A 17,751-nucleotide genomic window follows, 5' to 3' on the forward strand; every position below is an offset into this window, starting at 1 on the left:
CGGAGTTCTCGGCCCCGGCACCCCGGCCGCCACCCGCCTCGACAACATCGCCCGCTTCCTCGACTTCGTCTGCGAGAGCACGGCCCGCGCCGCGGAGCAGGCCAGGGAAGTCCTCCACACGAAGCTCGAAACGGACCTCACAGTTGGAGCGCAGTGACCAACGCTCGCGGCGTCTCGTTGCCCCGGGGTCCGGGGCTGGAAGGGTGAGCAGCTGATCGAGTACTCGGCGGTGGACCTGCAGCGGGGCGGAGCACGCCTGCGGTCATCGGTCCTGAACCTCTCCACCGCAGTTGGCCCGGACAGGATCGCCCCGTCCGGGCCCGTTGCGAATCCGAACGGTTACATCCATCGCATTGGCTCATACACGATGAAGTCGAGGCCGTTGGCGGTCTGCCGGTACGCGAGCTGCTCGGACAAGTTCTCCTGGGCGAGCGCGTACAGTTCGGCGATCCGGTCGAAGATGATGTCGGGGCGACGCGCGTGGATGGTGCACAGGTTGCCACCCGAGCCGTTCGTCAGCGCCTGCATCATGGCGACGACTTCGGGGCCGCGGACCTCTCCGACCACGATTCGCTCCAGCGACATCCGCAGTGCCTAGCTCACGACCTGACCGCTGCCCGCACTCACCGGATCATCCGCATCTGCGAGCGCCAAGGCGTGCCCATCCTGGCCGACCTCGCCTATCAGGCGGCGGCCCGTGGGTGACCACCGGCATCAAGCGCAGACCCCTGCAGAAACTCACCCTCGCCGAGAAGACCGTCAACCGGAACCGGGCCGCGGCGCGGGCACCGGTCGAGCGCGGCGTTGCACGCCTGAAGTCCTGGCGAATCTTCCGTAGATCCCGATGCAGCCCGAACGCATGACGTCAATCGCAAAAGCCATCCTCACCCTGGAGCGGCAACGCTGAAGAACCTCAGTTAGCCCGCACATGGGCGGAATCGAGGACCACGCGAGAGACGACGACGAGGCCCGCGACGTCGAGCTGGTGCAGGACGGCCTCATGCGAGCGGACCCATCGAGCCAGCGACCAGATCATGAACTGGCGGTGCACAGTCGATTTCGATATCCCGAAGCGTGGCGACAGAGCCCGCCTGGCGCCCAGCCACTCACCAGCACGTAGATGATCGCCGCGAACAGCGTTGGATCAGGGGAGTTCTGCTTCCCACCACCCTGCGGCCGCACTCGGTCCTCCGGAATCAACGGCCTGACAATCTCCCACAAGCCATCCAGAACATCTAACTCCACGTACCACGCCCCGCGGGCAGCCCAACGATCAACAGGCCACGTAGGACACGATCTTAGCAGTCGGTTCACGCTTTCGATGTCAGTGCCATGCTCTACCTTCGGGTCACATGGACGTCAACTGCACAGCCTTGGCCGCCTACTACGGAGGAAGGGACGCGCCGGAGGGCACGCCTGCCCACTCTTTGTATGTATGGATCGAGTACCTGCATGAGCTGATGGACCGGCTGTGTGACCGGTTCACCGCCGAGGGCTGGGAGCACGACTTCTCGATCGACTCGCTGCAGGTCCTCGAGCACGACCTTGGCACCCGGTACGGGGCCGGTGACGGCACGGACGAGGCCGCCATGTTCTTGGAGTCCCTGGCGGGCTACTTCGGAGAGGTGCTCATCAGGGCGGGCGGCGGGCGCTGGGTGTGGCACGAGGGTGCGGGGGCCGGGGGGCTACCTGCCGTACAGCCGGATCCCGAGCTCGGCCTGGAACCCGTCGTTCCGATGCTGCTCGTCGGCCAGGCGGTCTACGAGAAGACACGGAACATCTTCACCACCGTCGCGCTACGTCTGCGCAAGGCGGTTGTGGACCACGCGGCGGCGTACCCCGGGTGGAAGCCGGAGCGTGTCCGTACGCCGTGGGTGCGACGCCATGAACTGGACGCGTGCGACGACGGATGGCGCCAGTGGCCGGACGCGTGCTTCAACCACTACCGCTCCTGGTGGGCGGACAGGGCCGGCGGGGGCGTTGAGCGCTGGAACTTTCAGGCCGAATCGCTCGACGCCCTGGAGGAGTTGCTGCGCCAACGCCTCGGGACGGTCGCGGAGTACGACAAGGTCGCGGGCCGGGACTTCTGGACCATGGCCGCCTGGTATGTCGGTGAGTACGTTGTCCGCCACAAGGGCGCCAGTTGGCAGTACCGCACGTCCAATCCCCAGGCGCCGCCCGGGACGTGGTACGGCAAGGACTCCTACTGGACGGACTCCGCGTTCGTCGCCCAGCGGTTCCGATACGACGGTCACACCGAGCACCCTGCCGACATGGTGCGTGACGTTCTCGTGGGCGCGAGCCTGCGTGAGGTGGTGGACCGCTTTCCTCCCCGCCTCGACGGGCCGGGGCGCGCCGTTCTCGCGTCGCCTGGCCGAGGAGATGTTGCCGAGCCCTGGCCCGAGGTCCTGTGGCCGCTCGTCGCCCCGGAGCACCTTCCGCCGCCCCTCACGCCGTTGCAGCTCGAGGAACTGGACGAAGAGGCACGGCAGTTGAAGGCCGATCCCGATCTCAGGCCCCGATACGCGGTGAAGCCTGGACGGGTCACCTACAGACGGATGGCCGAAGTCCTCGTCGATCTAGGCATGATCACTCAGGAGAAGGCTCGTGGCGTCCTGGACGACTTCAGGGACTACGCGCACGACACACTGGACGGTCCCCATGACATCGCCCACACCCTCGAGGAGTTCGGCGTTGCCGTCAGTATCCACGCCGATGACGTCGACTACGCCGACGAGCACTATGCCTGGCTCCTGGACAGGGCCGCGGCACTCACTGGAGGGAAGGCCACTGTCACGAACTTCCGCTTCGTCTTCGACAAGGACGATGAGGATGACGAGGACAACAAGGGCAACGAGGACGGGGAGTATGAGGAGTACCAGGAGGAGGACGGTCGCGGGACGCTGTACTTCGACCGCAGCGGTGAGGAGTTCTCCTTCTACATAGAGCAGGAGTCGAACGACTACCTCGACATGGGCGCAGCCCGGGCCGCCATCGAAGCGCTCAGCCCTGACGACGACCCCCGGTCCTTCCGCTGTGTTGACAACGGCCCCAAGAAGCCGCCCGGTACCACAGACGACGTTATGGTCCTGGCGACGGCCGATCAACGCGCAGGACTCCGCCGGCACTTCGGCATTGAGTTCCACGATCCGTGGTGAGGCGGCCGTCACCCTCCCTTGTACGTCTGCACTGCGGCCCACCTGGCGCCGCGTATGCGCATTCGAGCCGGTGTCCTCGCTCGTCATCGCCGCGTACAGCTCGGGATCGCTGATATGCAGGCACAGCACCTGATACGCGCACCAGCCCCAGCCGGATCGCACCACTGAGCTTCAGCTTGTGCTGTACGCCACCGGCCCGAAGGTCGGCGAGTCCTCATCCATACTCGCCACCAGACGAGGCGTATCCCGCTCCGCCTCCCACATCCGAGTAGCCGCGGTCATGTTCAACCGCCGCACCGACGGTATCCGTGCCTGGTCGTGCACGGCCGTCCAGGCTTGCATCGCTTGTGTGCGGGTGGTCGATGACCGCGCTGCTTGAGGCATCGCGACCGGCTACGGGGGAAATAACTTCGCCGTTGGAACCTGGGCCCGGCATGATTCCCAGCGTGCACGAGGACGAGGACCATCGCAGGCGAACGCGGTACACGCTGACTGAGACGGAGCACGGGCATGTCTGGGGCGTCTGCGCCGAGGCGGAAGGGCTGTTTGGAGAACCCCAACGCGGGACCTACGAGCTGTTCGGCTGGGTTCCACAAGCAGAGGTGGGCGGCTGGGTCGGCAACCGACTGTGGCTGGTGCCGGACGATGAGACAGTCGACCCCTGGTTGCTGGAGGACGCGGAGAGCCCAGGGCAGCCCCTTGGGACAGACAGTCTCGTGCTCACCGGCCTGGACGACTACGAAGGTCCGCCCGAGGGACACTGGGGCCGCGTTCGCGTGCATGATGGGCACCGATGGCTGGGCTCCTGCCGGGAATTCGCCCGTGTCCTGCCGTACAAGCAGTCGGCGCCCCCGCTCGTCCTGCGGGGGCTCGCCGAGGGTGATCAGCTGCGGGCGGCACTGGCGAAGGGCACCCGGCGGGCGCTGGACCTGGAGCAGGCCGCCCTGGAGATACGAGACGATCAAGGTGAGCCGCTCACCGAACGCCTGCTCTGGGCCAGAGTCAGTGCTTGGCGCCCATCTTCATACGGGACGGATCTGATCGACCTAGAGCTCGATGGAGAGCTCTTCACGCCCGTTCCCGAACACGCCCGGCCCATCTGGGAGCGGTGGCTCGTTGGGCCGCCTGACACGGCGGCTGCCTGGGCCGGCCTTGATACCCGGCACCGCTGGGCCTGGCACGATCTAGTCCGAGAGCGAGCTGCCTACCCTGCCCTCTGTGACCGGTCGGCCGGTTACGCCTACGAACTCGATGGCCGGCATGTCACCGACGAACCGGGCCTCTACCTGGCGCTTGGCGAGGCGGTAAACGGGCCGGGTGGCTACTTCGGCGGCTGTCTTGCCGCAGTCGACGACTGCCTGCGTGGCACCTTCGGCTACACCGCCCCCGCAACTCTGCTCTGGCGGGACGCTGCGACCGCACGCGAGCACTTGTCCCAGGCCCTGTCACCGCGTGGCCAGCCCTACGACCTGTTCGGTGTGGTCCTCGATCTCCTGGCCGAGGGCGGCATGCACGTCACCCTGGCGTGATCTACGGTCCGCCCGCCGGGCATCGACCATGTCCGGACGGTTCCCAACCACTTGTGCGCCGAGTCATTGCGTGACGGTCACATACAGTCAGCGCATGGACATAGTCAGCGGCGTCGTCAGCATCGCGTACTCGCACTTCTACATCAGCGAGCGTGTCGAGTCCGGTTTGGACAACGCCACGTAGGCACCGGACTTCCGTACCTACGACCCAGTGATTCTCACGCCCGGCCAGCTCACCGTCGTCAGCCACGTCCAGTCTCATGACGCTTGGGTGACGCTCATGCTGGCCGATGCGGAGCCTGTCAAGCAGACGGACCAATGGCAACTGTTGGGCACGTGGCCTTACTCGCCAATATGCGGAGGTCGGATGGGCATATCTGGCCCCACTACCGGTCCTGCAATGCCGGCCATGGGCTGGCTCTCCGGAGGGCAGGACGAGGACCGTTCGCTGGCCCTCAACCCGGCTACGGTCTACACCGTCCACGTCTACGCCAGGGGCCGACAGGACTCCCGAGCCCGGTATGAGGCAGCCATGGAGCGTGAGGAATGGGGCACACACGAGGGCTACGAGGACTACGTGGTTGTGTTCATCCCTGCTGGGCACTAGAAGAAGCCTCGGCCCACACGTTGAACGACAAGCTCAGGTCCCACACCGGAAGGCCGGCGGCATGCACCCACTGGAGCGAGCCGCCACCCGTTTCGGCTTGGAGACATCGCTGAATGTACGGGTGGTCCGGAAACCGGGCGGCGTTCGACGAGATCTTCGAGGAACATTCGGTGATCGTGTACGCGGATGCCATACGGGTGACCGGACACTGGGCGGCGGCCGAGGACGTCGTGTCCCTGACCTTCCTGGAAGCCTGGCGGCTGCGGGGTGGCAGAGGGTGGACAGGTACTGCCCCACCAGAGGTCCAGCATGGCCGCGGGCCTGGTGCGCACAGCGTCCGGTGCTCCACGAGGTACGCCCGGGACGCCGCTTCGTTCTCCTGGAAGCGTTAGTCCGTCATACTCCAGACCATGCCCAGCTCATCGAGCCGCTGCGCGCATTTGCCGGTCATCCGCCCGGCCCCGGAAGCTCTCCGCTGCTCAGCGACCCACGTCCCCAGCGGGAAAGTCCCCTCCCTGTGCTCGTAGCGTCGGACGTGGAGCTCACGTTCGGTGGACTTCTTCAGCGCCGCCTGGCCGCTGGCCAAGCCCGGCTGCGGGTTCGGCCAGCGATCCGGTCAAGGGCGCTTGTGGGCCTGTCAGTCGGCGGTCGGGGGGCGGTCGTCGAGGACGATGGTGGTGATGTCGCCGCTCCGGGAAGGCTCGGTGCTGGCGGCGGCAGTGACGGCCTGGTGGGTGCGGGTGTGTATGGCGTGGGCGAGGGCCCATGAGGCCAGGTCGTCGTCGGCGGGCTGGTTGAGGATGTGCTGGGTGGTGACCAGCACGGCGAGCAGGGAGCGGCCGGAGAGATGGGTGTCGATCTGTCCGTCGTCGGTGTCCGTGATGCGGTCGGGCAGCCGGAAGTGGGTGTGGGTGAGGGACTTCTCGACCAGGAAGGCCCAGGTGTCCTTGTGGCAGATCAGCCGGGCGGAGGAGACGGTGGCCGCTGCCAGCAGCCCGCGTCGGTACTCCGCCGGCTGTTCACCGCTGCCTGCGGTGCCGTTGCCTGGTGTGCCGGCGGGCTCTGCCGTATTTGAGGGCGGCCGCAGAGCCGGGCCGGCACCGGACGGGGTCTGCGGTGTGCCCGCGGTGGCTGGCGGGGACGGTGGGACGTCCGTGTCACCCACCGGTATTCCGAGAACGGCTGGTACCTGACGGGCAGCCGAGAAGACATCCGGCGCCCGCACAGCATTGTGTCCGTCCACCGGCTCGGCCCGGTCCGGCTCCGGCGATGGGTGATAGACGGGTTCCGTGTCGGTGGACGGGGGTTCGGCGGCGTCCGGCGCGGGCTGGTCGGGCACGGGTGTGTCGTCCTTCCGCTCGTCGTCGAGGCTGTCACCGGCCTCCAGGGCTGGTGTGGGGCGCCGGGCCGAAGGGGCCGCCTCGGCGGGTTCCGCAGTGCCGGGGATCCGGGGCAGGCGCAGGGTGTGCGCCCACGCCTGGGCAATCTCGCGACGTAGATCGTCGACCGCGGAGCGGACCTGGCCCAGGTCGGTGAGCATTCGCTCCTGCCGGCGCCGCAGTTCGCGGTTTTCCTCCCGCACACCGGTCGTGCTGTAGGTGACGTGCTCCAGAACTTTGCTGTGCCGGCTCTCCTGCACCTGATGCAGCGCTGTGATCCCGGTGTGGGGATCGGTGAGCATCCGCCGGATCTCGCCGATTTCACCGATGATCTTCTCGATGTCCCGTCGTGCCACGCGTCCTCCCTTCGCCATGACCGGGCCATCCCTTTCCGCCCTTCCTTGAGCTGAAGCTGCACTTTTCAGCCGTTTCGCACATGCCAGGCACAGGTGCCGTCCATGGCGACCGACGCACCTCCCAGACGGCGGCCGGCCGGACCGAACCGGGGGAGTGCGCTACCTTCACGGCTGCTACTCCGTCGGCGACGACAGTCTCTGGGGCTTCACCGGCGCCGCAAAGGCACCGACCACGGCCTCGCCGCAGTCAAGAGGGTCCGGGTGGCCCGCCCGGACGGCCCCCCATCTACGTGCTGCGGCGCGACTGATGAAGAGCACTGAAACGTCGACCATGGCTCGGTTGATCCACCAGACTTGCTCTTGTTTCCCAGCAGAGAAGGATGGCAAGCATGGCTAACAGCGCGCTTCTGGTGATGGACGTCCAACGGGACGTCGTGGCCATCGTCGACGACGGTTCCGGTTACCTGCCGCGCTTGCGCAGGGCGATTGAAGGCGCCAGGGCTGCGGACATCCCCGTGATCTACGTGGTGATGGGGTTGCGGCCCGGTGATCCGGAAGTCAGCCCTCGCAGCAGGGTGATGAAAACCGTGGTGCGGGCCGGCCTCTTCACGGAGGGGGCCCCTGGCACCGAGATCCATCACGACGTTGCTCCCCAGCCGGGCGACGTGGTGGTTACGAAGAGGCGGGGGAGCGCGTTCTCGGGCAGTGACCTTGACTTGGTACTCAGGGCTCGCAATATCGACAGCCTTGTTCTCACCGGTATCGCCACCAGCGCTGTCGTGCTGTCCACTCTGTGGCACGCCATCGACCTGGACTTCGGCCTCACAGTCCTGGCGGACGCCTGCCTGGACCCCGACCCTGAGGTCCACACCATGCTCACCGAGAAGCTGTTCCCTCAGTGGGCGGATGTAGCCGTCGTCGAGGACTGGCTCAAAGCCATCGCACCGCAATAGCGGGGCCGTCCGCACTCTCGTGTGCGGGGTTCGGCTTCGAACACGACGTGGCGCCTGATGACAGACGTGATCGCCTCGTCTGAGGCCGTGAGGGAAGTGCTGCCCGCCAGGGTTGATCAGAAGGGCCAGGGCGCCAGGGTTGGGCGGCCACTCCCACAGAGTCACACACAGTAAGAACGGGCTCAGACCCGCGCTTGTAAGGCAGGACAAGCTCGGATCATTCCAGTCAGAAGCGGGTGGCTCCGACGACGGGCAGCGGGGTGACGGCAGATCAGGGTCAGCCAGCAGGCTCGCTGAGTCACGGCTCCCGGCAGTCCGCAGGTGCGACATCGTGCACCATCAAACGGCGGTCTTCAGCCGACGTATGGAGGTCGTGGGACGAACTCCTACCATTCGACGGCTCGAAGACCAACGGGGGCTCAGGAAACATCAGTTCCTGACCGACGCTGAACCGGGTGGGGAGTAACGCCTGTTATCGGGACCTTGCTAGGGAATACAGAAGCCCCCCGGGTCACACCACCTCAGTCGTCAAGCTTCTTTACGGTGCGTGCACCGAACATGACCAGCCCGGAGAGGAACACTCCCCCTGCCCCGACCAGGAGTGCTGACTGGTTCCAGCTCACACCTGCTGCGAGCATCGCAGTAGTGATCAAACCAGCCAGGATCGCCCCGGGCTGGCCCAGCGCGTTGAGGAACGTGGTGCCAGTGGCACGGCACCCGGTCTCGTAACACTCGCCCATGTAGAACAGCAGAGGCGCGTAGGGGCCGACCAGGAAGAACATGCCCAGCGAGTACAAGGTCACCACGGCGAACGTACCGGTGGCTACGGTCATGGTCAGTGCGAACATGACACCCGAGATGAGCCAGCCGACCGCGATCACTGCCCGGCGGTCGAACCGATCGCCGGCCCAGCCGTGGAAGATGTAGCCCAGGTAGCCGACTGCGTTGATCAAGATCAACATGACCAGCGATCCGGTGAAGCTGACGTGCTTTCCTTCGGTGAGGACTGTCGTACCGAGCACGATGAAGATCTGGGTGCCAAACCAGTTGAGGGGCCACGCCAGTCCGAGCACCAGAGTGGTGCGCAGGGCACGCCCGCGGAAGATGGCCGCCAGCGGTGCCGTGGAGGGCTCATCTATACCGTATTCCCTGGCCAGTGTCGTGGCTTGCTCGACCTGACCTTGCTTACGCAGCTTCCGCAACCGCATCTCGAGCTCAAACTGCGGGCTCTCCTTCAGCCCGCGACGGGCCAGCGCGATCACGGCCGCAGGGAACACCGCGAGGAGGAAGCAGCCGCGCCAGCCCACCAGCGGTAGGAAGATGGCCACGAAAGCCGACGCGAACAGTACGCCCAAAGGCCAGCCGCCTTGTACAAGGCCGTAGACGAGGCCACGGTGCTTCTTGATCTTCTCGTCCTCAGTGACCGCGTAGATCTCGTTGAGGTACGTTGCGTTGACGGCCTGCTCGGCAAGTCCGAGGCCCCCCAGTGCGCGGATCCCGACCAGGTAGCTGATTCCAGGCGTCAGCGCACTGGCCGCCGAGGCGAGCGCCGTGCCGGAGACCGTGAGAATCATGCCGCGGCGACGTCCGATCCGGTCCACTATGGGCCCCACCGCGAGTGCCACTATCGCGGTGCCGACGGTGACCAGGGTGGACACGAGTGAGGCCGTGGCCGCACTCCAGCCGAAATGATCGGATATTGGCGGGAGCAGCATGCCGAAGAGGATGTAGTCGTAGACGGCGAACAACCACGCGAGGAACGCGAAGATGGTTGCCCTACGAGTGTCTTGAGAGCTCACCCTGGGAAATGCGCGCACATTCAGAGACAACTTAGTAGGCATGCCGTGCTGCCTTTCTCTGTGGACAATGAAAGATCGCAAGGATTTCGTGAAAGCGGTGGCGAGTCTCGTGAGCTTGTGGCTCAACTCGGGAGCACGCTCAAGGCAGTCATCGATGTTCTCGTCAAGACGGATCATCGCGCCTCAAACCGTGTCCTACATGGTCAGTTCGAGGAGCCGCTTGTGGCAGCAGAGGGCAGAAGCCAGGCCAAGAAAGGCCAGGTAATTGCCGGTTTCCGTTCGTAGCGGTGGTTGAGTCGGCGGTAGCCGGTCAGTCGGGGCATGGTGCGTTCGATGACGCCCCTGCGTCGGCCGAGTCGTTCACTGGAGTCGATGCCCTTGCGGGCGATGCGGGCTCCTATGCGTTTGCGCCACAGCCAAGGATGCCGGTGAGGGCATGTCGTACGCCTTGTCTGCATGAAGGCGTACGGGTTTGGAGTCGGTCGCATGGGGTTCGTGTCCCATGTGGAAAACGAGACAGCATCGGCTTCAGAGCGAGACTGTCGTGGGTGTTGGCCGCTGAGAGCCCAACTCGTAGGGGCAGTCCGTTCGCGTCGGACAGGACATGCGTCTTGGAACCGGGCTTACCCCGGTCCACGGGGCTCGGACCTGCAAGTTGGCCCCTCTCTTAGCGCGGATATGAGCGGAGTTCGAGGACTGCGCTGGACAGGTCGACCAGGTCCTGTTCGTCCATGAGTTGGCGAACTTTCTGTTGCAGCCGGTCCCAGACCCCGGCCCGGAACCAGATGGCGAAGCGGCCATGCACCGTCGACTTCGACCCCCCGAAGCGGTGGCAATGAGATTAGACGTCCGATTCATGGTGAGCGCGACGTAGCTCAGCGCGCGGTCGGCTCGGCTCGGACCGCTGCGACGGCGGCCCGCCGGCGCATTCTGTGAACCGCCCACACCACAGCACACGCCATCGATGCCTCGCCGTGTGGGGCAGAGCGGGGCAGGCTGCCGCCGACCTTAACGTGCCTCCACACGGCGAGTTGACGCCGCGATGCTCAGAGAGCTTCACTCGATCGCAACCACGCCGGAAGCGGCGAAGTTACTGGGGTTCAGCTGGTCTTCGCCTGCCCGGCGGCCTCAGGACCGTTTGCCTTGTAGTGGTCGGCGATGTCGTCGCTGGTGCAAACCCATACCTCGCGCGTCGACGTGATGGTCCGCAACACGCGTGCCAGATACTTGGCGCGGTACGGCTGTCCGATGATGAAGGTGTGCAGGGGCAGGGCCATCACTCGCCCTGTATTGGCCGAGTCCTCAAGCAGTTGCTCGAACTGGTCAAGGACGACCCGCTCGTAGTCGGGGCCGGACAGCCCAGGGTTCGTCACGAACATCAGGAAGTCGTTGACGTCAAGCGAGTACGGCACGGACAGCATGCCGGGGATGTTCAGCGGGAACGGCTGATCGTCGCAGCACCAATCCAGGAGGTAGTTGATTCCTCCGTCGGCGAGCATCTGCGGCGTCGCAAGCGTCTCGGTGAGGCCAGGGCCCAGCCAGCCCTTCGGCCGGGCAGGGAGCGACGCATCGAACGTCGCGAACATCTCCTTGAGGTACTGCTCCTCCTCCTTCGGAGCCATGCCGGTCTGGAAAATCGAGTTGGTCTGGCCGTGCGCTACCCACGCCCAATCGCGCTCAATGCCGGCTTCGATGATCTCCGGGTACGCGGTACAGACGTCAGAGTTGATGATGCCCGAGGCGCGAATGCCAACCTCGTCGAACATGTCCATCAGACGCCAGATGCCCACGCGGTTGCCGTAGTCCCTCCACCCGTGCGACAGAGGGTCGGGTACGGGGCCGCCGGCTCGGTCGATCGGGATGTCATGCCGGAAGTGTTCGATGTTGAGGCCGACGTAGAACGCCAGACGTGCACCGTTCGGGAAGGTGAGCGGCGGCCGGGAGACGATCGAAGAAGGGGAGTAGAGCTGCTGGTTCATGATTCCTTCTCTGTGAGTGCTTGGGGCACACGGTCAAGTGATGGGTGTTCATGCATCCGGTGGGTCCGGTGGGTCCGGTGGGTCCGGTGGGGAGGCGAGTACCGCCCTCGATTCGACGAATGGCGACCAGCCCAAACGATCACGATCCATGGCTCGGGCTAGTGGCTCGGCGGGAGTGATGACCGTTCGGCCAAGCAGTCCGCCCCAGCCACGGTGGTGCCCATCGGTGTTGTTCGTGACATCGGCCGTCAGTCATGGAGGGCTTGCCGAGGTGTGACTGTGGTCCTCTATGTCGGGCTGCTGCTGTGGGGTGAGTTTGCGATCACATCGCCGAGGCCTGCGGGAGAGACGTGAGGCCGCCGTTTGCAGACGGACGGGGTTCGCGTCGACCGCCGGGTAACCCGTTGGCTCCAGCCAGTGGAGTAGGTGGAGTCGACGATCCCTGAGTCACGTCGTCGACCAGGGCTGCAGGGCGCACGGCTGCCATGATCGGCGATCCTGACGGTCAAAGCCCCGCCCGAAGCGTGTGAGGCCCTCCTCCGCGATGACGCCGCTCCACGGCTTGTCGCTGATCTCATCTCTACCTCCACAGCACTGACCGACGAACAACGAAACGCAGAATCAGCTAGGTCCTGCCGTATCCCTCGGTTAAATGTCTAGCATTAGCGTCACGGTTCCAACTGTCAACAGGTGGGAGTATTGCCGGGTGGTATGTTCGAAATCTGTCTAATGTGGTGTCCTCTCGCGCCGTACTCCTGCCCCTCTCGTCGCTAGTAGTCAGGTGTGGAAACATCCGACAATTAACGGGGTGGCAAGCCGTAGGCGATAGGTGGCCGGGTCGCGGGCGCGCTGACGGCTCAGGCGAGGCCGCGTCCCGGCCCAAGGGCCCTGCGAGGTACTGACGGCATCCGAGACGACGGCGAGCGCGAGGCAGGTCATGCGATCAGCCAGCCGGTAGGGGCCGGATGACGGGTGCCGTCCAAGGCCGGCCACGGCGGGCCGTCGAGCGCCACGAGCAGACCACTGCCGCGTGGAGCCAGGCGATGGTGCGCTCGATGACCGGAACGCCGGCTCCTTCATGCAGCCGGGCACCTCGTGGCGGCCGGACAGCCGTTCATGATTCAGACAGCGTGGTGGAGCGCCGGCCCGCCGCCCGAACGTGTACACCCCGCTCGATGACCTTGTCCGGTGACCCGCCGCCGACGACAGGGATGCGCCAGCGGCGGGCCCGGCGGGCCACCCCACCGGGGGGTTGTAGTGGCCCATCCAACCTGGACGCGACGCCTGACACATCAATGCCGGAGGTCAGTGGCGTATAGACGCCTGCCCTGCATGGGACAGCGGCTGAGCTGTCACCACCAACTCGTCTTCGTGTAGGTGTGCCAGTGCGGGTGCCCCTCGTCGGAGTGTGACCCAAATTCGCGACAAAGGGGCAATCAGTTGATCTTGAGGTGCCGACCGGCGGCCGGGCTCACTCGCTGCTGTCGGTGTCCTCGGCGAGGATGCGGTACACGGTGGCGACCGAGGGGCGCTTGTCCTGCTTCTTGCCTGAGGTGATGACAAGTCTGCGGGTGATCTCGGGGACGGGGATCCCGTTGCCCCGCAGGGACCGTGCGTACGCGGCCATGTCGTCGTCGACGACCTTCGGGCGTCCGCCGTGCCGACCGCGCTCGCGGGCGGGCGCCTGGCCCTCCAGGGACTTCTCCCGGATGTACTCGTGCTCGGACTCGGCCATGCCGGCGAAGAATGCGAAGAGGGCGGCGCCGTGTCCTGATGGGTCGTAGACCGCTTGGAGAGGGCCCGTGAGAAGCTCGAGCTGGATGTCGTGGTGGCGCGCTGGGCGGTGCTGCACCGGGCGTACCCCACTCTCGTGGGTTTCATGGTGGCCTCGGGCACCGCGGCATCGATCGCCGGGTCCATCTCTCACGCGCGGTGGGCGGGCGTCTTCACCTTCAGCTCGGCGCGGAGCTGGGGGACGAGCATGAAGCGGGGTGTGGTATTTCGGGGCGACCTTGCCGCCGCGGGTGCGGCAGGTGCTTCCGGCGGACACCTCACAGGTCGGGCAGTCGAACTGTTCGACGGCGGCGGTCGGTTCGTTGAGCTGGGCACGTCGCAGAACCCATCGCGAGGGGCTTGGTGGTGAGAACGAAGATCAGGGGCAAGTCGGACCCGGTCCGGCGGTGGGCTCCGGTCTCTCAGAACTACTCATTTCTGCGAGGATGCCGCCACCTCGTTTCCGGCTCTGCGCGGCCGAGTTGAAGCGACGCGTCTTCGCGATGACGTCGTGAGGCGTGTCGGACGTCATAGGGAACCGAACAAAGGAAGCGGACACTTCGCTGTGTGGAGACATCGCTGACTGAACGGGTGTGGTCCGGAAACCGGGCGGCGTTCGATGAGATCCGGCAGCCGGCGTCGCGGGCTACGGTCAGCGGCAGAGCCCCGATCGAGGCCGGGCTGGTCGACCACGACCAGCGCCGTTCCGTGCCTGGACTGCAGCTTCCCGAATAGCGCACGCAGCCGCGGCTCACGGTTGGGCAGCGCCTTGTCGAACACCTTCTTGCCCGCCGGAGTCAGTGCGGTGCCGGGATGCTCGCCCTTGCCGACGTCCAGACCGACGTAGACATCGATCTCACCCTCGTCGCTCAGGGCCCCGCCCTGCAGAACCACCGCTCGCTACGCCCGAGCGGGGAGTACCGCATACCCCACCGCGGAGGGGCGACTTCCCGGGCCATGCGAGCACCGCAAGCTCTCCCACGGCATCTGCGCCCGCGCGTTAGGCACCTGATGTATCCGCGAATACACGGGTTCCCTGAACTGCGAACGCAGCCGCAGCCGCAGCAGAGCCCTTGGAGGACAGCTGAGTCTTCATGAGCGTCGGTATGGTCGGAGGATCTCTCGCGGGGCGTGCTGCTGGCCACGGAAGGGGGCAGGGATGATCCCTCTGACTTGCTGGCGGGGTGCAGACTTTGCATTCCTTGTCTGCTTCTAACCAGGGCTTCATGCGCAACATCATCAGCGCCTCCGCGCGCGCAGCAGCTCACTGCCTGAGCCTCACTGCCTGTTCCGACAGAGATGACGAGAGTGATCCGCAGCCGAGTCCGCGCGCCGCGCTCAATTTCGGGCAGAGCGCCAGCACGTCCGGTGTTCGGTGGTAGGGGCACTGCGCAGATCACCCCAGATGCCGTCGTCTACGTCGACAGGGCTGGCACCGAAACCGGGTGCTGTTCTGCAGCCCGACCCAGCCCGGAAGCTGCGCGGACATCACCCATGCCCGCCAGTTAGGGCTGGCCGGGCTCATGGTCGACGGACCCGCGTTCGAGATCCTTGCCGATGCCGGCCATCAGGCTCGGGGTGCCCAGACCGGCGGCCGCGTGGTGACACCACCGCACCGCAAGTTCAAGACACCTCATGGCCCGCCGCCTCACCGGCGAGAACGCTATCTCCTGGCACGACCTGAAAACGACCGCGAAGCAACCGATTCCGGGATGAAACATCGGACGAAAACGACCTCTCAGATGCCCAGGGCGTCGGCGTCCTCGGCGTTCAGATCGAAGAGGATCGTCGGCTCGGCGTCGGGACGGATCGGCACCTCGGCCCAGATCGTCTTTCCCTCGCGCGTGTAGCGCGTGCCCCACCGGTCGGCGAGTTGGGCGACCAGGAACAGCCCGCGGCCCCCCTCCTCGTCAGGCCGGGCCCGCCGCAGCCGCGGTGATGTCTCGCGGCCGTCCGACACCTCGCAGATCAGCGCGCGGTCCTCGTCGCGCAGGAGTCGCAGCTCCACCGGCGGAGCCCCATATCGGATCGCGTTGGTGACGAGTTCGCTGACGATCAGTTCGACCGCGAAACCGGCGGTGTCGAGGCGCCAGTGGGCCAGCTGCGCGTTCGTGGAGGCGCGGGCTTCGGCCACCTCGGCCGGGTCCGGGTCGATTCGCCAGCTCGCCATGTGGTCCTCGGCCAGGGCGCGGACCCGGACGAGCAGCAGTGCCGCGTCGTCGCGGGCGTACGCCGGGTCCCGGGGTGCGGCGATCCGGCGCCGGATGTCGTCCGGGTGCAGACCGGAGTGCTCCGTCAGGGTCCGGCACAGGCCGGCGACCCCGGCATCGGGATCACCGTCCGCCCCGATCACCAGGCCGTCCGTGAACAGGGCCAGCAGGCTGTGCTCCTCGATCTCGAACTCCGCAGCCTCGAACGGCATTCCGCCGACCCCCAGCGGCAGCCCGACGGGGACGTCCAGGGGTGCCGCGGGTCCCCCGGGCGGGACGACGACCGGCGGCAGATGACCGGCGCTCGCCGCCGTGATCCGCCCGTGGACAGCGTCGTACACTACGTACAGGCAGCGCGCACACACCGCAGGGTCAGCGCCGTCCGCATCCTTTGCGTCGATCCCGATGCGCGCCTGCCCGACCAGGTCGTCGAGTCGGCTGAGGAGTTCGTCGGGCGCTAGATCGAGGGCGGCCAGGGCGCGGACGGTCGTCCGCAGTCGCCCCATCGTCACCGCCGCGTGCAGCCCGTGACCCACCACGTCGCCCACGACGAGCCCGACACGAGCACCGGACAGCGGAGTCACGTCGTACCAGTCGCCGCCCACGCCCGTGGGAACCGCCCCCGGGATGTAGTGGTGGGCCGTCTCCACGGTGGTGTGCTCCGGCAGTTCCTGCGGCAGCAGATTGCGCTGGAGCAGCAGGGCGGTGGCGTGCTCGTGGGCGTAGCGCCGTCCGTTGTCGACACAGACGGCGGTATGGGCGGCCAGTTCGCCGGCCAGATCAAGGTCGGCGTCGTCGAAGGCGGCTCTGTGGGCCGTGCGGGTGAAAGTGACGGTTCCGAGCGTCGCGGCACCGACCTTCAGGGGGAGAACGAGCCGCCGGTCGTTGGCGGGGTGGTCCTGCGCTGGCGTGTCTTCCTGATCCGCGCTGCCGCTGTGCGCCACCGTCCTGAGGGGCGGCCTGACATCCCACGGACCGGGTTCCAGCCCTTCGAGCACGGCCTCGGCGAGGTCGACCCGGGCCGCGTCCGCGAAGTCGGGGACGGCCACGGCAAGGAGTTCCTCGGACGTCCGGACCACATCCAGCGTCGTTCCTACCATGCTGGAGCGGCTCAGCAGCTCGAGGCGGCGCTGGGCCGTGTAACGCGCGGTGATCTCGAATGCTGATTCGCATACCCCCAGCAGATTGCCGTCGGGGTCCTGCAGCCGGAAGTAGGAACAGCAGACGACCCGCTCACGGGTGGGTCCGTGCGGCATGGTGTAGCGATAGTGGAGGTCGATGACGGGCTCGCCGGTGCGGAAGACCTGTTCGACCACCTCGTCGAGCTGACGGCCCTGTAGCTGCCCGCCGACGATCACGCCCTCGGGCGTGATGTCTCGCACGTACTTGCCGATCCAGTACGAGCGGTCGAGGCGGAACTCGACCTCCTGGGTGGGATTGATCCAGGTCACGCGGCCGTCCGGGCCGTACACGGTCAGGCCGATTGGTGACTGGTGGAAGAGCCCCATCAGCATCGCCTGGTCGGTCGCCCAGCGCTCCACCTGCTCCGCGGCGAGGGACATGACGGCCCAGGCGGCAGGGGCGGGGCCGGTCTGGACGAGCGGCAGGACGTGCAGCACCGCTCGCACGGTGCCGCCGTCGCTGGTCCGCAGGGTCCGGGTCTCGCCGGAGAGGTCGGCGGGGGTGTCCGCCTCGAGGAGCGGGCGTCCGTCGGTGGGGGCGAGGATCTCCCGCGCCGGCCTGCCGAGGGCTTCGACCGCCGTGAGGCCGTAGAGGTCCTCGGCCGCGGAGTTCCAGCCGATGACGACGCCCTGTCGATCCAGTACTGCTGTGGCCGTGGACGCCAGGTGGAACGGAGTGCCGGGGTCCGGCTCTCCCGACCTGGACGGTATCATGGCGGCCTCCCGGCGTACGGAGATCCCCCTCGTCACCTTAGTCGGCGGGGACGTGGGAGCGCGCCGGAAGGGCCGGGTCGGGGGAAGTGTCAGTCCGTCGAGAGCTCGCGCTT

General features: G+C 66.5%; 10 protein-coding genes and 6 pseudogenes. 5 read left to right on the top strand and 11 right to left on the bottom strand.

The window, feature by feature from the left end:
* Window positions 1–351 precede the first annotated feature (351 nt).
* Window positions 352–594: pseudogene (locus ACZ7L5_RS43975) on the bottom strand (ATPase, T2SS/T4P/T4SS family); the annotation flags it as partial.
* 6 nt (window positions 595–600) lie between these two features.
* Between ACZ7L5_RS43975 and ACZ7L5_RS43980 the strand changes: the two are divergent.
* A pseudogene (locus ACZ7L5_RS43980) lies at window positions 601–907 on the top strand (transposase family protein); the annotation flags it as partial.
* A gap of 12 nt (window positions 908–919) precedes the next feature.
* Here the strand turns inward: ACZ7L5_RS43980 and ACZ7L5_RS43985 are convergent.
* Window positions 920–1,265: pseudogene (locus ACZ7L5_RS43985) on the bottom strand (transposase); the annotation flags it as partial.
* A gap of 87 nt (window positions 1,266–1,352) precedes the next feature.
* Here ACZ7L5_RS43985 and ACZ7L5_RS43990 point away from each other — a divergent pair.
* The 3 genes from ACZ7L5_RS43990 to ACZ7L5_RS44000 all read left to right on the top strand — a co-directional run bounded on the left by ACZ7L5_RS43990 (window position 1,353) and on the right by ACZ7L5_RS44000 (window position 5,294).
* Window positions 1,353–3,158 (top strand): hypothetical protein, encoded by a 1,806-nt coding sequence (locus ACZ7L5_RS43990; protein ID WP_471524622.1) that lies wholly within the window; start codon window positions 1,353–1,355, stop codon window positions 3,156–3,158.
* 434 nt (window positions 3,159–3,592) lie between these two features.
* Window positions 3,593–4,687, top strand: a complete 1,095-nt coding sequence (locus ACZ7L5_RS43995; protein ID WP_471524624.1) for a barstar family protein — start codon at window positions 3,593–3,595, stop codon at window positions 4,685–4,687.
* A gap of 409 nt (window positions 4,688–5,096) precedes the next feature.
* Entirely contained in the window at window positions 5,097–5,294 is a 198-nt protein-coding gene (locus tag ACZ7L5_RS44000; RefSeq protein WP_471524626.1) for a hypothetical protein, read from the top strand.
* A gap of 388 nt (window positions 5,295–5,682) precedes the next feature.
* Here ACZ7L5_RS44000 and ACZ7L5_RS44005 read toward each other — a convergent pair whose 3' ends face one another.
* Window positions 5,683–5,880 carry a helicase associated domain-containing protein gene (locus tag ACZ7L5_RS44005; protein WP_471524628.1) on the bottom strand — a complete coding sequence of 66 codons (198 nt, stop codon included), beginning with the start codon at window positions 5,878–5,880 and terminating at the stop codon, window positions 5,683–5,685.
* Window positions 5,881–5,931: 51 nt separating this feature from the next.
* Window positions 5,932–7,029: a hypothetical protein gene (locus tag ACZ7L5_RS44010; protein WP_471524630.1), complete on the bottom strand. Its 1,098-nt coding sequence runs from the start codon at window positions 7,027–7,029 to the stop codon at window positions 5,932–5,934.
* A gap of 389 nt (window positions 7,030–7,418) precedes the next feature.
* Here ACZ7L5_RS44010 and ACZ7L5_RS44015 point away from each other — a divergent pair, with 389 nt between their 5' ends.
* The gene (locus ACZ7L5_RS44015; RefSeq protein WP_471524632.1) at window positions 7,419–7,982 is read left to right on the top strand and encodes a cysteine hydrolase family protein; all 564 of its coding nucleotides are present in this window, start codon (window positions 7,419–7,421) and stop codon (window positions 7,980–7,982) included.
* Window positions 7,983–8,503: 521 nt separating this feature from the next.
* Here ACZ7L5_RS44015 and ACZ7L5_RS44020 read toward each other — a convergent pair.
* The 7 genes and pseudogenes from ACZ7L5_RS44020 to ACZ7L5_RS44050 form a co-directional block, all read right to left on the bottom strand.
* Entirely contained in the window at window positions 8,504–9,958 is a 1,455-nt protein-coding gene (locus tag ACZ7L5_RS44020; protein WP_471524633.1) for an MFS transporter, read from the bottom strand.
* A gap of 18 nt (window positions 9,959–9,976) precedes the next feature.
* Window positions 9,977–10,607: pseudogene (locus ACZ7L5_RS44025) on the bottom strand (IS5 family transposase); the annotation flags it as partial.
* 274 nt (window positions 10,608–10,881) lie between these two features.
* A complete protein-coding gene (locus tag ACZ7L5_RS44030; protein ID WP_471524636.1) occupies window positions 10,882–11,760 on the bottom strand; it encodes a polysaccharide deacetylase family protein in 879 nt (292 codons plus the stop codon).
* Window positions 11,761–13,231: 1,471 nt separating this feature from the next.
* Window positions 13,232–13,612, bottom strand: a complete 381-nt coding sequence (locus ACZ7L5_RS44035) for a hypothetical protein (RefSeq protein WP_471524637.1) — start codon at window positions 13,610–13,612, stop codon at window positions 13,232–13,234.
* Window positions 13,613–13,720: 108 nt separating this feature from the next.
* Window positions 13,721–13,876: pseudogene (locus ACZ7L5_RS44040) on the bottom strand (zinc finger domain-containing protein); the annotation flags it as partial.
* A gap of 277 nt (window positions 13,877–14,153) precedes the next feature.
* Window positions 14,154–14,406 (bottom strand): annotated as a pseudogene (locus ACZ7L5_RS44045) (IS110 family transposase); the annotation flags it as partial.
* An 865-nt stretch (window positions 14,407–15,271) separates the two neighbouring features.
* The gene (locus tag ACZ7L5_RS44050) at window positions 15,272–17,638 is read right to left on the bottom strand and encodes a SpoIIE family protein phosphatase (RefSeq protein WP_471524639.1); all 2,367 of its coding nucleotides are present in this window, start codon (window positions 17,636–17,638) and stop codon (window positions 15,272–15,274) included.
* Between the last annotated feature and the right edge of the window lie 113 nt (window positions 17,639–17,751).

This window comes from Streptomyces sp. NPDC107528 (assembly GCF_055639295.1).